Raw genomic sequence first — 21,451 nt, 5'->3', positions numbered from 1 at the left:
AAGTTAGCTCTGCTCATTGAGGGATTAAATAGTTATTTATAGCTATATATTTGTCCTTTTTCCTATTTTTGCATACTTACTTAAAAAGGAGAAAGATGAATGTTCTTGAATTAGCTGAACGTAACCAACAGAAAGCCTGGGAGATCATAGAGGATACTCATATCATTCAGATATGGGAAGGGATTGGTGCCAAAGTGAATCTGGTGGGCTCATTGCGTACTGGATTACTGATGAAGCACCGGGATATTGACTTCCATATTTATACTTCTTTTTTGAACTTGCATGATAGCTTTCGGGCGATGGCTGAATTGGCGAAAAATACGTCTGTCAAGAAGATTGAGTGTGTTAATTTGTTGCATACAGTGGAAGCGTGTGTAGAGTGGCATGCATGGTATCAGGATATGGTAGGTGAACTTTGGCAAATTGATATGATTCATATCCGGGAGGGTTCTCGTTACGACGGTTACTTTGAGAGAGTAGCCGAACGTATTTCTGCGGTGATGACAGATGAAATGAAACTGGCTATCTTGACTTTAAAGAATGAAACGCCTGATATGGAGAAGATTATGGGAGTGGAATATTATCAAGCTGTAATTCGGGATGGAGTACGTAGTTATCCGGAATTTGAAGAGTGGAGGAGATTTCATCCGGTTACGGGTGTGGTGGAATGGATACCTTAACCGGATTGAAAAGTATGGAAAGAAAGAAGGTGTGAATTAACCTAGCAATCCAATTTCCTGTCCTAAACGAATGGCTTCAATAGAATTTTGTACGCCTAGTTTTCGTAACAGGTTTTGCCGATGAATATTAACGGTATGAATACTGATACATAGTTTGTCTGCAATTTCTTTACTTAACAGACCTTTTTGAATAAGATATAATACCTCTATTTCCCGGTTAGTAAGATTAGTAGAAGGTTGAAATGAGAGAGAAGGAGAGAATAGCTCTCCATTTTTTAGATTCAGAACGGTGCAATCTACCATTTCTGATTTTTTCTGGTCGGGCGATATGTCCATGTTTCCTATTATAAGCCAGGCTTTACCATTACGATCTTGTTCCAATACCTGATGTCTACTTGTGACACGTATGTACTGTTGTTTAGCATTAAGTATGCGGAAACTGTAAATATTAGAGTAGTTGTTCCGCTGTTCAAAGGGCAGGCTATAGATAAATTGCCCTAGAGTGACCTGCAATGCTGCTAGTTGTGCACGATCATTCGGATGAATGCGCGATTCCAAATAATCACCTTGCCTTTCTAGTGTTTCTATCTTGTGGCTGTCGTATCCCAATAAATCAACAAAATTCGGAGAGGCGTAAATATATTTGCATTTATACACATCGACAACAAATGTACAGTTACGACTAATTTTCGAGAGTTGATGAAGTATGGATTTATCCTGTTCCCATACGGAATAATTAATGTCGGTGGCAGACAGATGTTGCTTTGCCCACATTTCTTCTCGGGTGGTATTAATTGGTTTCATACAGAATGACTTAACTGGGAGATATATTGCTGATTAATAGTTAGCAAAAATAGATATATTGTAAGAGACTATCAAGGAATATAGGAGTTTGTTTCAAAATAGATTAATATTTTTGGGGTATCTGTTTTGTAAATAATAAAAAATGTGTATATTTGCAACACTACTGGAAGTAGTACACCTGGATAGGTGTTTTCGTGTCTGGATAGATACAAGGTATTATGATTGGATAGTCATTAAGGGTTAATAGGGATGTACTTAGTTACTCTTCCTCCATAATATTATATTATTTATTAAGCATCCCTGCAATAATATAAGATGGCGACAATAATTATTAAATTAGAACATTCTAATTTGCTTCAACATTCAAGAGAAGGTGTTAAAATTCAAAAGATTGTTTCTAGTATTTCACCTTTGACTTTTATTAAATTGCTTTTTAAAGCAGATACTAAAGTTAATCCTCGAACTGCAACAGTAAATCCTATTACAAAAAGTATTTATGAGACTTTGGATAAATCACCAGAGTTGTTTTGGTATAAAACCAAAGGCATTCTTTTATCTACGGAAGAGTGTGAGATCTTGGATAGAGGTAGAGTGAGGATATCTTTAGATAATGCCGATTATGAAGGCATTATGGATGGTGGGCACAATACATTTGCTATTGCGAGATTTATTATAGATAAATTGTATGGTATTTCATTCAAAACATGGGATGAATGCAAGAAGTTCTGGGATGAAAATTATGATAATGTTTTGGAACGATTTGAACAGGTGAAAGAGCAATTCAAATTTTCGATTCCTATTGAAATATTATCTCCTTCTGATGAAACCGGAGCTTTGGACGAGTTTTATGATTATATATCAGAAATATGTTCTGCCCGTAATAATAACGTACAGCTAAGAGAAACCGCAAAAGGTAATCAGGTTGGTTATTATGAATATTTGAAAGATAAATTGTATGATTATAAGATAATATGGAAGACTGGCAGTATCGGTAAGATAAAAGCAGAAGATGTCATCAGTCTGGCTACTTTACCATTATTGTTTTTGCAAGATAAAGGATTATTACCTCAAGATATAAAGACGCTTAATAAGATTAGTATTTATTCGCAGAAAAGTAAATGTGTTGATTATTTTAATGAGGTCTTGGCACATTCTGCTGTTTCAGAAGGAGAAAAAGGCAAGTATATTTTAAAGAATGAAATTGTTAAATCGGCTTTAGATCTGGTAGAAGACATTATTAAATTCTATGATAAGCTTTATTTTGAGTTTCCAGATTTATATGGTACTAGTCATGGAAAATTTGGTCGTATTGGTGAAGTGAAAATTAAAGAAAATGATGTTCCATTTGGTACAATTGAAGAAAAAGCTAAATATCAGTATCCTCATGGTTATTTTTATCCACTTTTGTGTGGGCTTACTAATTTGATGAAATATGATGAACACGAACAGAAAGTCGTGTGGAAGATAAATCCCATGATGCTTAATTTCGAACAACTTGATTTCTCACAGTATATAGCATTAATAAAGATGTTGAACTATGATCCACAGAAAGTAGGTAAAACTCAACCTATGTATCGGGAAGCCGAAAATATTTTTGATAAAGTAATGTAATGATAAGAAATGGGATGGATAGCGGAATGTTAACCATCCCATTATTTTTTTAGACTTATTGTTTGAATATTTGGCCTTCGGTGGATTAAGAGAATGTCTAGTATGCTAACAAATGATAATAATCGTCTTTCTTCCGAAAAATGATGATTAAAACAACTGTTATCTGATTTATTGTGTTACCTTTGTACCAAGAGTTTGAGTTACGAATCATTATCGTATAGTTCTTCTTTATAATATTTTATTAGCAAGCAGTCCTTGTCTTTAATTATCCTCCTCACTCCAAATTAGTATTTATTTTAATAAAATTTTAAATGAACATTTACATTTCAGGTTTAAGCTATGGCACTAATGATGCTGACTTAACAAATTTATTTGCAGAGTTTGGAGAAGTTTCTTCAGCTAAAGTAATTTTTGACAGAGAAACTGGTAGATCCAGAGGATTTGCTTTCGTAGAAATGCCGAATGATGCAGAAGGACAAAAAGCAATTGACGAACTGAATGGAGTTGAATACGACCAGAAAGTTATTTCAGTAAGCGTGGCACGTCCTCGTACTGAAAGACCGTCTAACGGTGGTGGCCGTGGTGGTTATAATAACTCTAGAAGATATTAATATCCGAATAAAAGCAGAAGACAATATCTTCTGCTTTTATTTAATAAGTTATTTCCGTTTCATGATTCAACGGAGGAATCTTCTGATTGACACAGGGGAAGACAAAAAATCATATTACATTTAAGTTCTGCTAATTCTGGCTCTTTTTCTATGCAATATCAGGAATATCTACTCCTGCACTTTCCATTCTGAAAATAGATTTATTAGACTTTTTTGTAATACACAATACTCTTGAAGAAGTCAGGAGTAAAGGTTTAATAAATTACACCCAACAAGGCAAATAGTCAATGACAGGGCCAATCTTGAGCGCTTGAATAAAGTGTGCTCACACTGTTTATCTTGTTCAATTGCTCCAAAGCAAAATAAAACATATGAAATCATTCTTTATAGGAAATATTGAGATAAAAACACCTGTAATACAAGGTGGAATGGGAGTAGGTATCTCGCTCTCGGGTTTGGCTTCGGCAGTAGCAAACGAAGGAGGAGTAGGCGTTATATCATGCGCAGGTTTAGGTTTGTTATATCCCAAAGGGAAAGGTACTTATCCTGAAAAATGTATTAACGGGCTGAAAGAGGAAATCCGGAAAGCACGTGCGAAAACAAAAGGTATTATTGGCGTAAACGTCATGGTTGCTTTATCGAATTATGCGGATATGGTGCGCACCGCAATCGAGGAAAAGATTGATGTGGTATTTTCTGGTGCCGGGCTTCCACTCGACCTGCCTTCATATCTGACTCCGGAGAGTACAACCAAGCTGGTACCTATTGTATCTTCTTCACGAGCAGCCAAAATCATCTGCGATAAATGGCAGAAGAACTATAATTATCTGCCCGATGCAATCGTGGTGGAGGGTCCTAAAGCCGGTGGACATTTAGGATTCAAAAAAGAACAATTACAGGATCAGCATTATGCTTTGGAAGCTTTGATTCCGGAAGTGGTAATGATTGCATCCAGTTATAAAGAACAGAAACAGATTCCGGTGATTGCCGCTGGCGGCATTTCGACGGGTGAAGATATTGCACATTTTATGGAGCTGGGAGCTTCAGGGGTACAAATGGGAAGTATATTTGTTACCACCCAGGAATGTGACGCGTCCGAGACGTTCAAGGAAGTGTATATTCACTCCAAGTCCGAAGATGTTCTTATTATTGAAAGTCCTGTGGGAATGCCAGGACGAGCTATTGACGGGGAATTTATTCACAATGTGAACAACGGTCTGGAAAAGCCTAAAAGCTGTTCGTTCCACTGTATCAAGACATGTGATTATACAAAAAGTCCCTATTGCATTATTAAGGCTTTATATAATGCAGCCAGAGGAAATATGAAAAAAGGCTATGCTTTTGCCGGTAGCAATGCCTTTCTCGCTGAAAAAATCAGCAGTGTCAAAGAAGTGATGAGTACACTGGAGCGCGAGTTTTTCTTAGCAACCCATAAACTGGCTTAATCTTTGGGATTATGCACTCTCATGATGGAGTTTGTCTATCCCTTTGCAATATAAATTAATGGCTGTTTTAATACAGCAAAAATAACAATTATGACATTTAAAGAATTAAATATAACCGAACCGATTTTAAAAGCTATTGAAGAAAAAGGATATGCAGTGCCTACTCCCATTCAGGGAAAGGCAATCCCGGCTGCATTGGCCAAAAGAGATATATTAGGCTGTGCGCAGACGGGAACAGGTAAGACTGCTTCGTTTGCTATTCCTATTATACAACATTTACAAACGAATAAAGAGGCAGCAAAGTGCCGGGGAATCAAGGCGTTGATATTGACGCCTACCCGCGAACTTGCCTTGCAAATAAGTGAATGCATTAATGATTATGCCAAATATACCCAAGTGCGGCATGGGGTTATTTTCGGAGGGGTCAATCAACGTCCGCAAGTTGATATGTTGCACAAAGGAATTGATATCCTGGTTGCTACACCAGGACGTTTACTTGACTTGATGAATCAGGGCCATATACGTCTGGATAGTATTCGTCATTTTGTACTTGATGAAGCTGACCGTATGCTTGATATGGGATTTATTCATGATATCAAGCGGATATTGCCGAAACTTCCGAAAGAAAAACAGACTTTGTTCTTCTCCGCTACAATGCCTGATACGATTATTTCTTTAACGAACTCTTTGTTGAAGAATCCTGTACGAATCAGCATAACTCCGAAATCATCGACTGTGGATGCTATTGAACAGGTGGTTTATTTCGTAGAGAAAAAGGAAAAGAGTCTTTTACTGGTTTCGATTTTGCAAAAATCAGAAGATCAGTCGGTGTTGGTATTTTCACGTACGAAGCATAATGCTGATAAGATTGTAAAGATACTGGGCAAGGCAGGAATTGGTAGCCAGGCGATTCATGGAAATAAAAGTCAGGCAGCGCGGCAGTTGGCTTTGGGCAATTTCAAGTCGGGTAAAACACGTGTGATGGTTGCTACTGATATTGCTGCCAGAGGTATCGATATTAATGAACTTCCCTTGGTTATTAACTATGATCTTCCTGATGTGCCGGAAACGTATGTGCATCGTATCGGACGTACCGGAAGAGCAGGGAATACAGGGACAGCACTGACATTCTGCTCGCAGGAAGAACGTAAACTCGTTAATGATATTCAGAAACTGACGGGTAAGAAGCTGAATAAAGCCAATTTTACTATCTAAAATCAACAAATAACAATCTCTTTAAAATTAATATAAAACTAAATATAAATTCTATGGCAAAATCCATGACAGTTGGTAAACGTGAAAATGAAAAGAAAAGACTCGCTAAACGAGAAGAAAAGTTGAAAAAGAAAGAAAGCAAGAAATTATCGGGCAGCTCAAATAGCTTTGAGGATATGATTGCTTATGTAGATGAGAACGGAATGATAACTTCGACTCCTCCCGCTGATGATATCCGAAAAGAAGAAATTAATCCGGATGAGATCGTAATAGCAACTCCGAAAAAAGAGGAAGAGGAACCTGTCATCTTGAGAGGTCGTGTGGAATTCTTTAATGTAGCAAAAGGTTTTGGTTTTATTAAAGACCTTGCCGGAGTTGAAAAGTATTTTTTTCATGTGAACAACGCTGTGTCGGAGATTGCAGAGAATGATATTGTAACATTTGATTTAGAACGTGGTCTGAAAGGAATGAATGCTGTTAATGTTACTTTAGAAAAGAAGTAGGATTAATGTTGGCTCTTGTCTGAATTGATCCTTGGATCTTCTCATCTGTTATATGATAAGGCAAGAGCGAAACTGATAAAATAAAAAATCCCTTGAACTTCAAAAGTTCAAGGGATTTTTTATTACCGAATCGATAGTGGTGCCACCAGGAATCGAACCGGGGACACAAGGATTTTCAGTCCTTTGCTCTACCAACTGAGCTATGGCACCTCGTGCTTGTTCGGTCCGGTAATATCTCTTTTGCGGTTGCAAAGGTAGTGAAACTTTTGGATTCTGCAAGTCTTCTGGAAATAAAAAACACTGATAAAAAGTTAGTCGGCTAATTATCAGTGTTGTATATGATGAAAAATATTTCAGGTATGTGATGAAATCTATTGCTTATCTTCCTTTAATGGATTCCATCCCTGTGCTTTTAGTTCGAATTCTTGTCCATCACGGGTAATCAATGCACAGCCAAGTTCGGGTTTGGTAATATGTCCGATGAGACGAACTCCTTCCATTTGTGAAATTTTCTCATGATCGGCGATGGAAACAGTAAAGAGTAGTTCATAATCTTCTCCACCATTCAAGGCACAAGTCGTAAGATTCATGTTAAACTCTTCGGCCATAACAGCTGTCTGATAATCGATTGGGATATGCTCCTCGTAAACGCGGCAACCAGCATTGCTTTGTTTGCAGATATGCATCAGTTCTGATGACAGGCCGTCGGAAATGTCCATCATAGAAGTAGGGACAATATTGGCGGCTGCCAATTTCTCAATGATATCTTTGCGCGCTTCCGGTTTCAATTGGCGTTCTAATAAATACTCTTTGCCGGAGAAATCCGGTTGGACATCTTTATCACCTTGCAATACGACTTTTTCACGTTCCAGGAGTTGTAAACCCATATAGGCTGCTCCTAAGTCGCCACTAACACAGATCAGGTCAGTGTCTTTGGCTCCATTACGGTAAACTACTTTATCCTTATCGGCATCGCCGATACAAGTAATGCTGATAGCAAGACCTGTCAGAGAAGAAGTGGTATCGCCTCCCACAATGTCGACATTGTATTGCTGGCAAGCCAGACGGATACCGGAATAAAGTTCGTCCATATCTTCCACGCTGAAACGCTTGGAAAGACCAAGAGATACCGTAATCTGCCGGGGAGTACCGTTCATGGCATAAATATCGGAGAAATTAACTACTGCTGATTTATATCCCAAATGCTTCAAGGGAACATAAGTCAGGTCAAAATGCACACCTTCCATAAGCAGGTCGGTTGTTACCAGTACTTGCTTTTCTGAAGGGTAGGAGAGAACGGCGGCATCGTCGCCCACTCCATATTTACTGGATTCGTTTTCCAGTTTGATTCCCTCGGTGAGGCGGTCAATCAGACCAAACTCACCGAGAGATGCTATTTCAGTTCTCATAAATCGGGATGATTGTTTAGGCACGGTTGATAAGTTCGCGCATGATCGTGGTCATTTTCGGTTGAGCAGCGTCAGCGGCTTTCTGAACTTCTTCGTGTGTTACTTCTACGATTTTTCCTTCTACTCCCAAGTCGGTGATGACGGAAATGCCAAAAACTTTAATACCACAATGGTTGGCTACGATAACTTCCGGAACGGTAGACATACCAACCGCATCAGCACCAAGGATATGGAATAATTTATATTCGGCAGGAGTTTCGAAAGTAGGACCTTGCGTACCAATATACACTCCGTGTTGTACTTTAATTCCTTTTTCTTTGGCAATCTCGTCAGCCTTACAAATCAATTCCTTGCTGTATGCTTCGCTCATGTCCGGGAATCGAGGTCCGTAAGGGATATTTTTTCCGCGAAGCGGGTGTTCGGGGAAATAGTTGATATGGTCAGTGATAATCATCAGGTCACCGATTTCGAAATCTGCATTTGTACCGCCACTGGCATTGGATACAAACAAGGTTTTGATACCTAATTCACGCATGACACGTACAGGGAAAGTTACTTCTTTCATCGAATAACCCTCGTAGTAGTGGAAGCGCCCCTGCATAGCCATGATATCCTTATTGCCTAGTTTGCCGAAAATCAGCTTACCGCTATGACCTTCGACGGTAGATACCGGGAAGTTGGGGATATCCGAATACTTTATTTCATACTTCTCGGTGATTTCGTTTGCCAAACTGCCAAGTCCGGTGCCTAGTATAATAGCAGTTTCTGGACTGGTATGCATCTTACCTTTCAGATAAGCTGCGGTTTCTTGTATTTTCTCTAACATAGTCAATAATATGTTGGTTAAATTTATCTTGTTGATTTTGTAATATTTCAATTTCAATAGGCAAGGCGTAGATAAATGGTTTCAATTCCTTGTCCAAAGCCGGATGGTTAATCAGGCGTGTTGCATCTTTCTCGGTGGTAATAATCAACCGGTGTTCTCCTTTCAGTTTATGAAACCGTTCTTTGATAAGCTGTATATCCCGATGAGTGAAATTGTGGTGATCGTCAAACGATAGTAAATCTATCTGTTTGGTACAACCTTCCAGTCTTTCGAGAATGGGAGCAGGTGAGGCAATTCCCGTCATCAATAATATATCAGTGCTTGCCAGTGAGGACAAAGCAATCTCATGGTTTGTCGAAATTGCATTTGTGTCCGGAGACATGGTAGGGAACACTGGTTGCAGGTTGCCATACCGGAACGATGAGAAGAATAACTGTTGATATGGATAAAGGTTCAGTCGTTTCGTGATAATGTTATAATCAATAGGCTTGATGTCTTGCGGGCATTTGGTGACAATAACGATTTGCGCCCGGTTCTTGCCGCTAATTGGTTCACGAAGCCGTCCTGCGGGGAGCAAAGTGTCATCACAGAATAACCGGTGATAATCCGTTAACAGAATACTCAATCCCGGTTTGACGTATCGGTGCTGGAAAGCATCGTCTAATAGGATAACATCTACTGAAGGCTTTTGCAGTGCAAGCAACTTTTCTATGCCATGACAACGCTTTTCGTCGACAGCTACTGTAACAGATGGGAATTTTTGATGCATCTGGTAAGGTTCGTCACCAATGCTTCTTGCCGTACTTTCCGGAGTTGCCAATACATAACCTTTCGTGTGCCGTTTATATCCCCGGCTTAATACAGCTACCTTATATTGATTACAAAGAAACTTTATCAGATATTCAGTGTGCGGAGTTTTTCCTGTCCCTCCTACAGCGAGATTACCCACGCTGATAATAGGTATATCAAAACTCTTTGATTGGAGAACTTCCCAGTCAAAGAGTTTATTTCTCATCATTACCACTGCTCCGTAGAGCCAGGAGGCAGGGTAGAGCCACTTATGTATCTTGATAAAGTGTTCGTCCATGTATTACGGTTTATTTAATATTCAGTTCGAACGGAATACGTGCCTGAATCATGGATTGTTCTTGCAGATTTTTCAGTAAACCGAATTGCTGGTAGTACTCGCCTAATTTACTTTTCAGTAATTGTGATTCTACATAATTCGTCGGTTTCGTATCAAGCAGGGAAGACAGGAAATCTTGTTTCTCCGGATAAGAGACAACGGTATAGCCTTCGATACCGGCTTTTGCAACAGCAATGTCCAGTGCCTTGTCAATACCACCTAATTCGTCTACTAATCCCAGTTCTTTAGCAGTTTCCCCAGTCCATACACGGCCTTCGGCAATCTTCTCGATAGCTTCCTTCGTCATGTGACGTCCTTCGGCACAACGAGTTACAAAGGTATCATATCCTTCAGTTATCATCATTTGAAGCAATGATTTCTCATCCTCGTTAAACGGACGCATGATATTTCCGAAATCAGCGTATTTATTCGTTTTTACGACATCATAACTTAAACCGATTTTATCAGTCAATCCTTTCACATTAGGAATCATACCGAAGATTCCGATAGAACCGGTCAGGGTAGTAGGCTCTGCAACAATCGTATCGGCAACGCAAGAGATATAGTAACCTCCTGACGCAGCATAATCACCCATAGAGACAATGACCGGTTTCTTTGTTTTCAGCTCTTTCACAACATGCCAGATTTGTTCCGAGGCGAAAGCACTTCCACCTGGAGAATTGACACGGAGTACAACAGCTTTCACATCATCATTATCTTTCAATTTGCGCAGGTCACGAATGACTTTCGAACCGACAATCCCATCTTCGGAAGTTGCAGAGCTCGGATAGTCTGTAATTTCACCGGATGCATAATAAACAGCTACGATATTACCGCTTTTATCTTTCGGCACATTTTTCCTTACGTTCATCATGTCGCCCAATCCTAATATAGGAAGATTATCATCTTCATTGATCTCTACCAATTTCTTAAGATAATTGCGCACATCATTGCGATAAATCAGAGTATCAGCCAATCCGCATTTTACACTCTCTTGTGCCGGATAGAACATGAGCATGCGATCTGCATAAACATTCAGTGAGTCTACAGAAATATTACGTGAAGTAGATACCCCTTCCGTAACCTGTCCCCAGATAGAAGTGATAAATGTGGTAACCTGTTCGCGGTTGGCAGGACTCATTTCCGTAGCAATAAACGGCTCTACGGCAGATTTGTAAGTTCCCACCTTGAACACCTGCATCTCAACTCCTATTTTTTGCAGCAGATCCTTGTAGAACAAGGGAGCAGAGGCGATACCCCGCCATTCAATCATTCCTTTGGGATTGAGCAACACCTTATCGGCTGCGCTGGAAAGATAATAAAGTCCCTGCGTATAGGAGTCTGCATAAGCAATAACGAACTTTCCACTTTCTTTGAAGTCGAGCAGTGCGTTGCGGATTTCCTGCAAAGAAGCATAGGAGGTGCCTAATGAATTTGCCTGCAGATAAATCCCTTTAATATTTTCGTTTTCTTTAGCCTTCTGGATAGAAGAAAGAATATCGTCCAGTCCGTACGTGTTAGATCCGTCACCCAACAACTGTGATAAAATACCCAGCGGATCTTCTTGCGTACGTTCAACCAACGTTCCATTTAAGTCGAGCATCATTACAGAATTCTTTTTTACGATTGTTTCCGTGTCCGAAGCAGACATGATGCCAAACAACGTTACCATGCTGATTATAAATAATACAATACTTGACAAAATGATACCTGTCACCGTGGCAAGTGTAAATTTCAAGAAATCTTTCATTATACTTATTGTTTTTTGCGCCAGCTTGTTATTAAGCTAACAAAGATAAATAATTGAGTTGATATTTATTCAATAAGTCGTACGAATTTTTGTTTTATCACAGCGAATCCACATAAATAGGAACTTCCTCCATTTAAGATTTAAGTATATTTGTCTGTATCAAATCCTTTTAAATGAGAAGAAATCTCTAATTTTGTGGCACAACTATTAATACATTGAATAATACTATCATGAAAAAACTCACATCTATTCTTTTATTGCTTTTGTTTGTATGGACGGTACAAGCGCAAACTGCTCGTGAAGAGATCCGTGCAAACCGGTATTTATCCGCTAATAATTATTATGCATATCCTACGCCTACTGCCAAGCAGACAGCTGCTCCTAAGGGGTACGAACCTTTTTATATCAGCACATATATGCGTCATGGTTCACGGTATCTGATTGATCCGAATGATTATCGTTTCCCCAAGCAAACTTTATTAAAAGCCGACTCTTTAAACAAACTTACTGCAACAGGTAAAAACACACTGGATATTGTTTTGCGCATGGCTGATATGGCGGAAGGTCGTCTTGGTGAACTGACTTCGGTGGGAGCACGCCAACACAGAGGAATTGCAAAGCGTATGTATACTAATTTCCCACAGATATTTGCTGATGGAACAGAAGTGGATGCCCGTTCCACAGTTGTCATCCGGTGTATATTATCCATGACATCCGAATGCCTCCAATTGCAGGCGATGAATCCTAATCTATGTATCAAGAATGATGCAAGTTACCATGATATGTATTACATGAATCCTCCTGCTAAGGATTTGAGTAAAATAGCTAGTTCCGATAAAGTGACAAAGGTTCAGAAAGATTTTGAAGCTACCCATGTACGTCCGCAACGGTTGATGAAAACATTGTTTACAGACGAAGCGTATGTAAAAGCAAATGTTGATGAAGCGCGCCTGATGAGACGTCTTTTTGATTTGGCTTGTAATATGCAGAGTCATGATACAGATATGCAGCTATATTCTCTTTTCACAGATGAAGAGTGTTATGATCTATGGAGTTGTAACAACTTATATTGGTATCTGACACACGCTTGTTCTCCTGTAACGGATGGTTTGATGCCCTATCGGGAAGCCGACTTGTTGCGTAATATTTTAGATAGGGCAGATGCTGCTTTGAAAGAAGGTAAGAACCAGGCCACTTTAAGATTTGGTCATGAGTCTTGTCTGTTACCGTTAGTCGCTTTATTGGAACTGAATCATTATGGAGAATCTTACCCTGACGTAGAAAAGTTATCCGAACAATGGAGAGCGTATGATATTTTCCCGATGGCTAGTAACGTGCAATTCGTTTTTTTCCATAAAAAAGGAAGTAACGATGTATTGGTAAAAGTATTACTTAATGAAAAGGAAGCTAAACTACCGGTGAAAACAGACGTAGCTCCTTATTACCACTGGAAAGATGTAGAAAGCTACTATCGTGAAAAATTAGATAAATATCAGCATATATAATGCGACATTAACTTAACATTATTATATTTACCATGAGAAGAAAAACCCCTTTTATGGCTGCAACTCTGGCAGCAGGCTTGTTTTTTTATTCTTCTTGTACTCCGGCTGAAAAGACGGATACAAAGGATTATACTCAATACGTTAATACCTTTATCGGTGGCGCAGACAACGGGCATACATTTCCCGGCGCATGTTATCCTTTCGGTATGATACAGACCAGCCCTGTGACGGGTGCAGTCGGTTGGCGTTACTGTTCTGAATATGTTTATGAGGATTCTCTGGTTTGGGGATTTACACAGACACATTTGAATGGAACAGGCTGTATGGATTTAGGCGATATTCTGGTGATGCCGGTCACGGGTACACGTGTCCGTGCGTGGGATGCTTATCGTAGTCATTTCCCTAAAGACAAAGAAGCGGCTACTCCGGGATATTACACTACGGAACTTTCCGATCCGCAGGTGAAAGCGGAACTGACAGCATCTATCCATGCTGCCCTTCACCGCTATACTTATCATAAAGCTGATTCTGCCTCTATATTGATCGACCTGCAACATGGTCCTGCATGGAGAGAAGAGCAATATCATTCACAGGTCAACAGTTGCGAAGTAAACTGGGAAGATGCCCAGACACTGACAGGACATGTCAATAATACGGTATGGGTGAATCAGGATTATTTCTTTGTGATGAAGTTCAACCGTCCGGTAGTCGATTCGATTTATCTTCCAATGGGAGAGACAGAAAAAGGCAAACGTATTATTGCCTCTTTCGATATGCAACCGGGAGACGAGCTGATGATGAAAGTGGCGCTTTCTACTACCAGTGTAGATGGGGCTAAAAAGAATCTGGAAGCAGAAATTCCTGCCTGGGATTTTGAAGGAGTGAAGACTGCTGCCCATAATGAATGGAATAACTATTTGAGCCGTATTGAAATAGACGGTACGGATGATGAAAAAACAAATTTCTACACTTGTTTCTATCATGCATTGATTCAACCCAATCAAATTTCGGATGTAGACGGTATGTATCGTAATGCTGCTGATTCTATAGTGAAAGCCGGAACGGGTACTTTCTATTCCACATTCTCTTTGTGGGATACTTATCGTGCTGCTCATCCATTTTATACATTAATGATTCCCGAACGTGTGGATGGCTTTGTTAATTCTCTTATTGAACAAGGTGAAGTGCAAGGCTTCTTACCTATTTGGGGATTGTGGGGCAAAGAGAATTTCTGTATGATTGGTAATCACGGCGTATCAGTTATTGCCGAAGCCTATCGTAAAGGATTCCGTGGTTTCGATGCTGAACGTGCTTTCAATATAATAAAGAAGACGCAGACGGTGTCTCATCCGTTGAAGTCCGATTGGGAAGTTTATACAAAATATGGTTATTTCCCGACAGACCTGATAAAAGCTGAATCTGTATCTTCTACTTTAGAATCGGTATATGATGATTATGCTGCTGCCGATATGGCACGTCGTATGGGTAAAGAGGAAGATGCGGCATATTTTGCAAAACGTGCTGATTATTATAAGAATATGTTCGATCCGCAAACGAAGTTCATGCGTCCGCGCAAGGCTGATGGAACTTGGAAAGCTCCATTTAATCCAAGTGCACTAGGACATTCTGAAAGTATCGGTGGAGATTATACAGAAGGAAATGCATGGCAATATACCTGGCATGTACAACATGACGTACCGGGATTGATCCAGTTATTTGGCGGTGAAGAGCCATTCCTGAATAAGTTAGATTCATTGTTTACCGTTAAGTTGGAAGGCGAAAGTCTGTCAGATGTAACCGGACTGATTGGGCAGTATGCTCATGGTAATGAGCCAAGTCATCATGTAACTTATTTATATGCATTGGCAGGTCGTCCGGAACGTACACAAGAACTGGTTCGTGAAATATTCGATACTCAATACAAGAACAAACCTGATGGACTTTGTGGAAACGATGATTGCGGACAGATGTCTGCCTGGTATATGCTTAGTGCGATGGGATTCTATCCGGTAGATCCGGTGAGTGCAGAATATGTATTCGGTGCTCCACAATTACCAAAAATGACCTTGCATTTGGCTGATGGCAAGACTTTCACAATTATTGCAGAGAATCTATCGAAAGAACATAAATATGTAGATAGTATTACATTGAATGGTGAACCATATACGAAGAAAACAATCTCACATGAAGATATTGTAAAAGGTGGTACACTGGTGTATAAGATGAAGTAATTCTCAAGCATTCTCACCGTGATGAGAAAAAATTCTCATCGCGGTGAGAAATTTTTCTCATTACGATGAGAATTAATTCTCGTTACTATGAGAATAATATCCTTATTAAAGTATACGGAAACGCCCTTTTTGAATTAGTTGAACCACTCTTTGCTTATTATTGCATAGTCTTGCTCACTTCTATACGCTGCTTTTCAAACTTCTCGCTATTGTTGCTACGGTTACTGACTGCTTTGCACTGGATGGGTGCACTCATTTCGAGCAAGCGCAAGATCTCATTCAAAGATTCACCCTCAAAAGTCGCCTTATAGGAATATTTTCCTAATTCGGCATCTTTCAAAATAAACTCCACATTATAAGTTTGTCCCAAACGTTTGAATACATATTCCAGTGGGTCGTCTCTAAAAATGAGTACTCCATCTTTCCATGAGCACCATTTGTAAGTATTGGTTTTGTTGACGTTATACAAAGCAGTTGCCAGATTATAGTCTATTTTCTCTCCCGGTGAAAGGGAAATTGTTTTTTTCTTGTCAAGAGTTACTGCTACCTTTCCTTTTACTAATGTCACTGCTGTTACATTGTCCGAGGTATATGCATTCACATTGAATGCTGTGCCGGTAGCTTCTACAGTCAGTTCTTTCGTTTTTACGATGAACGGATGCTCCTTGTCGGATTCTACTTCAAAATAGGCTTCACCTTGCATTGAAACCACTCTCTGCTTATCGTTGAATTGAGTCGGATATTTTAGAGAACTTCCGGCATTTAGCCAAACCTTAGAGCCGTCGGGCAGATTCACTACCGACCAGGTACCGTAAGGAGTGAATAACTCCTGATAAGTTTCTGCAATTTGAGAAGCCGGTTTCAAATAAAGATAAGCGGATATTATCAGCAAAGGGAGAAGCAGTATAGCTGCAATTTGTTGCCAGTAGTACAGAAAGGACAACTTTGGACGAACCGATGTCGGCTGATTTTGATGAAGAATCTGCTCCATAACTTTTCTGTGCGCGCTGTCCACATCTATCTCTTCCGGATTAAAAGCCGGGTGACTGACTTCCCACACATTCTTTTGTGATAGAAAGCTCTTATAGTTTTCGGGAGTAGCCGATATCCAATCTTCCAGTACCTTTATTTCTTCTGGTGTAGCCTCTTTCGAGAGATATTTGGAAATTATAATTTCTATGTCTGAATCTTTATTTATCATATGCATTTTACCTTATATATAATAGACGTTTCAGAAAGAAAATCCCACATCCATTAGTGGAAAAGAAAGAAAAAAAGTAGCAAATAAAAATCTTTTAATAAAATGCGAAGCTGTTTCAAAGCCTTGCTGATGCGTACTTCCACTGTTCTGACAGAGATGTTGAGGCGATTGGCTATTTCCTGATATTTAATATTTTCTAACCGGCTCATTTCAAATACTTCTCTTTCCTGGGGAGGTAATTGTTCCAATGCATTTTTGAGTTGCCGGCATAAATCGGAGTAAAGTATGTAGTTTTCCGTTGTATCTATATCTATAGAGCCCGATTTAAGTTCATAAGCAACGTGCTCATCTATAATCCTGCGATGGCGCAATTCATCCAGGCAGTAGTTTCGGACAGCTTTCAGTAAATATGATTTTAGTGAGTTCTCAATTTCCAGTGTTTTCCGGTCATTCCATAATTTGAGAAAGATATTCTGCACAATATCCTCACAGGTAGATTTCTCTGGAATGTAAGTACCGCCAAACAACACCAGATCTTTGTAGTAGGCATGGAATAATCGGGTAAAAGCCTGTTTATCATCCTGTTTCAGTGCTATTACCAGAAAACGGTCGTCGGAAGTCTGTTGTTGGATATTTGACATAGTATTGTAGTAGAGATTCTATTGTTGGGGGTAAAAATAGAAAGATTATTTGGGATAAACGATAGTTTGATGAAAAAATAGTCCGGATGAAAAAATAATGTGATATGGGATGTGGCTTTTATTTTTAGAAACGTCTTATTGATAGGAACGAGAGAAAAACACATTTATTAACCTTTAAATAATACAAGCCATGGGAAAGACATAATCAGTGAATTTTACTTCCGAAAAAACTGATAAAAAAGGAAGGTCTGACTCACCTTCCTTTCCTAAGATTCAGTTATTCGTTAATCAACTTATTTGTAGAACCAATAACCAAACATGTAAAGGTATGAAACTTATTTCAATTAGAAAAATGAAAAAGAGAATTAATGTACCTGCGAATGTAAAAATGGGGAGAATTTGTGCTATATGGTTGTTTTGTATAGCTCTGCAAGCCGTCAGTATACCTATCCTTGCACAATCCGCCAAAATTACATTACGACTGAAGAACGTGACTGTAGAGGAGGTCTTGACTAGTATCGAAAATCAGACAGAATATCGCTTCCTGTATAACAAAGATATTGTTGATGTTAGCCGTATAGTGAGCATTTCTGTGAAGAATGAACTGATGACTCTGGTACTGGATAAACTTTTTAAAGGCGAAGGAGTATCTTATACGATTGAAAAACGCCAGATTGTATTAAACAAAGTTTCATCTCAACAGCAGGATAACAAGCCGACAGTCAAGGTGACAGGAAAGGTCGTGGACGAATCTGGAGAGACTCTTCCGGGAGTGACTGTGATGATAGAGGGGGTGACTCAAGGAACCATCACCGGTATAGACGGCAATTATCAGTTGCAGGTTCCGGAAGGTTCGACACTGAAATTTACTTCGATAGGTTACACTACATATACGCAGAAAATAACCAGGCCGATGACGTTGAACGTGACGATGAAAGAAGATTCAAAACAATTGGATGAGGTTGTTGTGGTAGGTTATGGAACGCAAAAGAAAATAAACTTAACAGGAGCCGTTTCAACGATTAATGTTGAAAAAGAATTGGATTCTCGTCCTTTGACTAATCTTTCAATGGCATTGTCCGGAATGAGTGCTGGAGTGCAGACTTTGCAGTTATCTGGTAAACCCAATAGTGATATGGCGACTATACGCATTCGTGGTGTTGGTACTTTGAATAATTCTAATCCTTTGGTGTTGGTTGACGGAATGGAATTATCATTTAATGATATTAATCCTAATGACGTTGCCTCCATTTCCATTTTAAAGGATGCAGCTTCATGTGCTATTTATGGTAATCGCGGGGCAAATGGCGTTATAATGATTACCACTAAAGAAGGAAAAAAAGGAAAAACATCAGTGAATTATTCGGGGAAATTTTCTTTAAATCAACCGTCGAATCTAATTCAGCTTGTGAGTAATAGCGCCGATTATTTCGAATTAATGAATGAATCTGCACGAAATATCGGGCAAAGTGATATTTTCAGTCAAAATACAATAAACGAATGGAGAGAGGCAGAAAAGAATCCAAATGAACTTACGGAGTCAGGTTATCCTAACTATGTCGCTTATCCAAATACAGATTGGTATAAGGAACTGTTTCAAAATAAAATTATGAGTGAGCACACAATTTCTGTTGTTGGTGCTTCTGATAATGTGAATTATAATTTCTCCGGTTCTTTTCTGGATAATCCAGGATTGGTGCAAAATACAGGACTACGGAAATATTATATACGCTCAAATATTACTGTAAAAGTGAAAGATTGGTTACAGATAGGCAACCGTTCACATGGCTATCATACAGACCAGGACCGTAATGAGGTAGATGCTTTTACAGGTGGAATACATGGGCAGAAACTTCCGCCGGATATTTATCCTGAATATGATGGAAAATTAGGACTTCCCGAAGCTGTGGAAGAAGATCCGACGTCTTCTAATCCTCTTCATTTATTAGCTTCTTCGGGTGGTTCTTTTAAATATGAACAATTAAATACTTCTATGTTTGCTGATGCAACAATTCTCAAAGATTTTGTATATCATGTAGAGTTTGACTATATGCGTTATCGACATGATGCAGACTGGCTTTCTAAACAAATTGGGAGATATAGTTTTAGAAGAGGTAAGTTAGTAGAACAACCTACAACTTTGGAAAACATGTCGAAGGCTGTTTATTCGGAAGAGTCTAAAAGATGGCGTTTTGTACAGACGTTGGATTGGACTAGAAGTTTTGGTAAACATGATTTGGGAGCACTTGTTGGTTATGAGGCTATACGTAATTGGGGATTTAATACGGATATGGCCAAGCAAGGAGCTGCCGATGCTAGTCTGACTGACTTGTCTACGTATACGGAATTGAGTAACATAACAGGGACTACTTGGGAAAATACTTCCCGGTCTTTTTTCGGTCGTTTGACTTATGCTTATAAAAGTAGGTATTTGTTTGAGGTCAATGCCCGTTATGATGGTTCCTCTCGTTTCGCACCGGAAAGCCGTTGGGGATTCTTTCCGTCTTTTTCTGGGGGGTGGCGTGTTTCTGAAGAATCGTTTATGCAGGGTTCACCTTTTGATAATCTAAAAATACGGTTGTCATGGGGGAAATTAGGTAATAATAGTATTGGAGACTATGAGTGGCAAGCTACTTATTCAGGGAGTAATTACATTTTTGGAGATAAGTTAACTTCAGGATTGGCACAAACTGTGATTGCTAACCAGAAATTACGTTGGGAGAGTGTTACGCAGACTAATATCGGACTGGATTTTGCTATTTTGAATAATAGATTGGTGGGAGAGTTTGATATTTATAATAAAGTAACTGATGGTATTCTCTATCGTCCGGGCGTTTATGCAACTATGGGAAACAAGACACCGGCTCGGCAAAATTATGCAGAGGTTACTAATAAGGGTGTTGAGTTCACATTAAATTGGAATGACCGTGTCGATGAATGGTCCTACTCTTTCTCTGGAAATTTCTCTTATAACAAGAATCTTGTTAGTAAATTTAAAGGAGCCTTAAAAAAAGGTTGGGAGTATGATGAAAATGGTAATTATATCTATAAATCAAATTTAGGGGATGTTTCTGATGGAGGAGATAACAGGATAATTGAGGGACATATCATAAATGAATATTATTTAAAAGAACCTTATAAAGGAGATGCTACTTACTTTTTTAACAATGGATTGGTTAATCCTGCCGGAGGTCCTAAAGATGGGATGATTCGTACAGAGCAAGATATGCAGTGGTTGAAAGCGATGCAAGATCAGGGTTATGTGTTTTATCCTAACCAGAAGATTGGGAAGGCCAATTTATGGTATGGTGACTATATTTATGCAGATATAAATGGAGATGGACTTTATGGGAATGATTATGATAAGAAATTTCAGAAGGTATCATCCGTTCCGAAATATTATTATGGATTACAAGGAGCAGTAACGTGGAAGGGATTTGATGTTTCTATGAATTGGCAAGGGGCAGCAGGATTTTCTATTTATTGGTATTCGGTAGGACAGAATTCTACATCCACAATTTTGGGTTATGGACTGTCGAAAGAACTTCAAAAAGATCATTATTTTTATGATCCGGAGAATCCCAATGATCCTCGTACCAATTTATATTCGAAAAACTCTCGTTTGACACTTAACCAAACTAATCAGGCTACAGAAGCTAGTACGCTGCATCTTGAAAAAGGAAACTTCTTGAAGCTACGTAATCTGACTATTGGTTATACACTTCCACAGGCATGGACACAGAAGTTTTATGCCAATAAAGTACGTATATATTTTTCGGGTGAGAATCTGCTGACTATCACTAAATTTTCTGGCATGGATCCGGAAATGCAGACTGGTATGGGGTATGTTACAATGCGTCAGTTAGCATTAGGTATTAATATTAATTTTTAAT

General features: G+C 39.1%; 16 protein-coding genes and 1 tRNA gene. 9 read left to right on the top strand and 8 right to left on the bottom strand.

The window, feature by feature from the left end; genetic code table 11:
• Positions 1-95 precede the first annotated feature (95 nt).
• Positions 96-680 carry a phosphoglycerate mutase family protein gene (locus DXB58_RS06285; protein ID WP_117936702.1) on the top strand — a complete coding sequence of 195 codons (585 nt, stop codon included), beginning with the start codon at positions 96-98 and terminating at the stop codon, positions 678-680.
• A 36-nt stretch (positions 681-716) separates the two neighbouring features.
• Here the strand turns inward: DXB58_RS06285 and DXB58_RS06280 are convergent, their stop codons facing one another.
• The gene (locus tag DXB58_RS06280) at positions 717-1,484 is read right to left on the bottom strand and encodes a LuxR C-terminal-related transcriptional regulator (protein ID WP_122136254.1); all 768 of its coding nucleotides are present in this window, start codon (positions 1,482-1,484) and stop codon (positions 717-719) included.
• Positions 1,485-1,799: 315 nt separating this feature from the next.
• Here DXB58_RS06280 and DXB58_RS06275 point away from each other — a divergent pair, with 315 nt between their 5' ends.
• The 5 genes from DXB58_RS06275 to DXB58_RS06255 all read left to right on the top strand — a co-directional run bounded on the left by DXB58_RS06275 (position 1,800) and on the right by DXB58_RS06255 (position 6,869).
• Positions 1,800-3,095: an AIPR family protein gene (locus DXB58_RS06275; protein ID WP_117936698.1), complete on the top strand. Its 1,296-nt coding sequence runs from the start codon at positions 1,800-1,802 to the stop codon at positions 3,093-3,095.
• A gap of 311 nt (positions 3,096-3,406) precedes the next feature.
• Positions 3,407-3,706: an RNA-binding protein gene (locus tag DXB58_RS06270; RefSeq protein ID WP_117936696.1), complete on the top strand. Its 300-nt coding sequence runs from the start codon at positions 3,407-3,409 to the stop codon at positions 3,704-3,706.
• A 371-nt stretch (positions 3,707-4,077) separates the two neighbouring features.
• Complete coding sequence (locus DXB58_RS06265) at positions 4,078-5,151, top strand: nitronate monooxygenase family protein (RefSeq protein WP_187343926.1); 1,074 nt, start codon at positions 4,078-4,080, stop codon at positions 5,149-5,151.
• A gap of 90 nt (positions 5,152-5,241) precedes the next feature.
• The gene (locus tag DXB58_RS06260; protein WP_122136253.1) at positions 5,242-6,366 is read left to right on the top strand and encodes a DEAD/DEAH box helicase; all 1,125 of its coding nucleotides are present in this window, start codon (positions 5,242-5,244) and stop codon (positions 6,364-6,366) included.
• 53 nt (positions 6,367-6,419) lie between these two features.
• A complete protein-coding gene (locus DXB58_RS06255; protein ID WP_117936690.1) occupies positions 6,420-6,869 on the top strand; it encodes a cold-shock protein in 450 nt (149 codons plus the stop codon).
• A 137-nt stretch (positions 6,870-7,006) separates the two neighbouring features.
• Here the strand turns inward: DXB58_RS06255 and DXB58_RS06250 are convergent.
• From DXB58_RS06250 to sppA, 5 genes are all read right to left on the bottom strand, one after another.
• Positions 7,007-7,079: transfer RNA gene (locus tag DXB58_RS06250), tRNA-Phe, on the bottom strand.
• Positions 7,080-7,240: 161 nt separating this feature from the next.
• Positions 7,241-8,278: a thiamine-phosphate kinase gene (thiL, locus tag DXB58_RS06245; protein WP_004298938.1), complete on the bottom strand. Its 1,038-nt coding sequence runs from the start codon at positions 8,276-8,278 to the stop codon at positions 7,241-7,243.
• Between the two features lie 16 nt (positions 8,279-8,294).
• The gene (locus DXB58_RS06240; RefSeq protein WP_004316831.1) at positions 8,295-9,104 is read right to left on the bottom strand and encodes a purine-nucleoside phosphorylase; all 810 of its coding nucleotides are present in this window, start codon (positions 9,102-9,104) and stop codon (positions 8,295-8,297) included.
• A complete protein-coding gene (lpxK, locus tag DXB58_RS06235; RefSeq protein WP_122136252.1) occupies positions 9,061-10,191 on the bottom strand; it encodes a tetraacyldisaccharide 4'-kinase in 1,131 nt (376 codons plus the stop codon). The genes DXB58_RS06240 and lpxK overlap by 44 nt, the downstream gene beginning before the upstream one ends.
• 10 nt (positions 10,192-10,201) lie before the next feature.
• Positions 10,202-11,980, bottom strand: coding sequence for a signal peptide peptidase SppA (gene sppA, locus DXB58_RS06230; protein ID WP_122136251.1), 1,779 nt, complete (start codon positions 11,978-11,980; stop codon positions 10,202-10,204).
• Positions 11,981-12,210: 230 nt separating this feature from the next.
• Between sppA and DXB58_RS06225 the strand changes: the two genes are divergently transcribed.
• Positions 12,211-13,485, top strand: a complete 1,275-nt coding sequence (locus DXB58_RS06225; protein ID WP_122136250.1) for a histidine-type phosphatase — start codon at positions 12,211-12,213, stop codon at positions 13,483-13,485.
• A gap of 32 nt (positions 13,486-13,517) precedes the next feature.
• Positions 13,518-15,716 (top strand): GH92 family glycosyl hydrolase, encoded by a 2,199-nt coding sequence (locus DXB58_RS06220; RefSeq protein ID WP_032849130.1) that lies wholly within the window; start codon positions 13,518-13,520, stop codon positions 15,714-15,716.
• A gap of 157 nt (positions 15,717-15,873) precedes the next feature.
• Here the strand turns inward: DXB58_RS06220 and DXB58_RS06215 are convergent, their stop codons facing one another.
• Together DXB58_RS06215 and DXB58_RS06210 are read right to left on the bottom strand one after the other, a co-directional pair.
• Positions 15,874-16,917, bottom strand: a complete 1,044-nt coding sequence (locus DXB58_RS06215; RefSeq protein WP_122136320.1) for a FecR family protein — start codon at positions 16,915-16,917, stop codon at positions 15,874-15,876.
• A gap of 53 nt (positions 16,918-16,970) precedes the next feature.
• The gene (locus DXB58_RS06210) at positions 16,971-17,558 is read right to left on the bottom strand and encodes an RNA polymerase sigma-70 factor (RefSeq protein WP_009000122.1); all 588 of its coding nucleotides are present in this window, start codon (positions 17,556-17,558) and stop codon (positions 16,971-16,973) included.
• A 328-nt stretch (positions 17,559-17,886) separates the two neighbouring features.
• Here DXB58_RS06210 and DXB58_RS06205 point away from each other — a divergent pair, with 328 nt between their 5' ends.
• Complete coding sequence (locus tag DXB58_RS06205) at positions 17,887-21,450, top strand: TonB-dependent receptor (protein ID WP_122136249.1); 3,564 nt, start codon at positions 17,887-17,889, stop codon at positions 21,448-21,450.
• The last annotated feature ends 1 nt before the right edge of the window (position 21,451 follow it).

The sequence above is a fragment of the Bacteroides sp. OM05-10AA genome (genome assembly GCF_003439055.1).
GTDB lineage: Bacteria > Bacteroidota > Bacteroidia > Bacteroidales > Bacteroidaceae > Bacteroides > Bacteroides intestinigallinarum.
The sequence above is the reverse complement of the archived record's forward strand: the minus strand, read 5'-3'. Positions and strand labels throughout refer to the sequence as shown.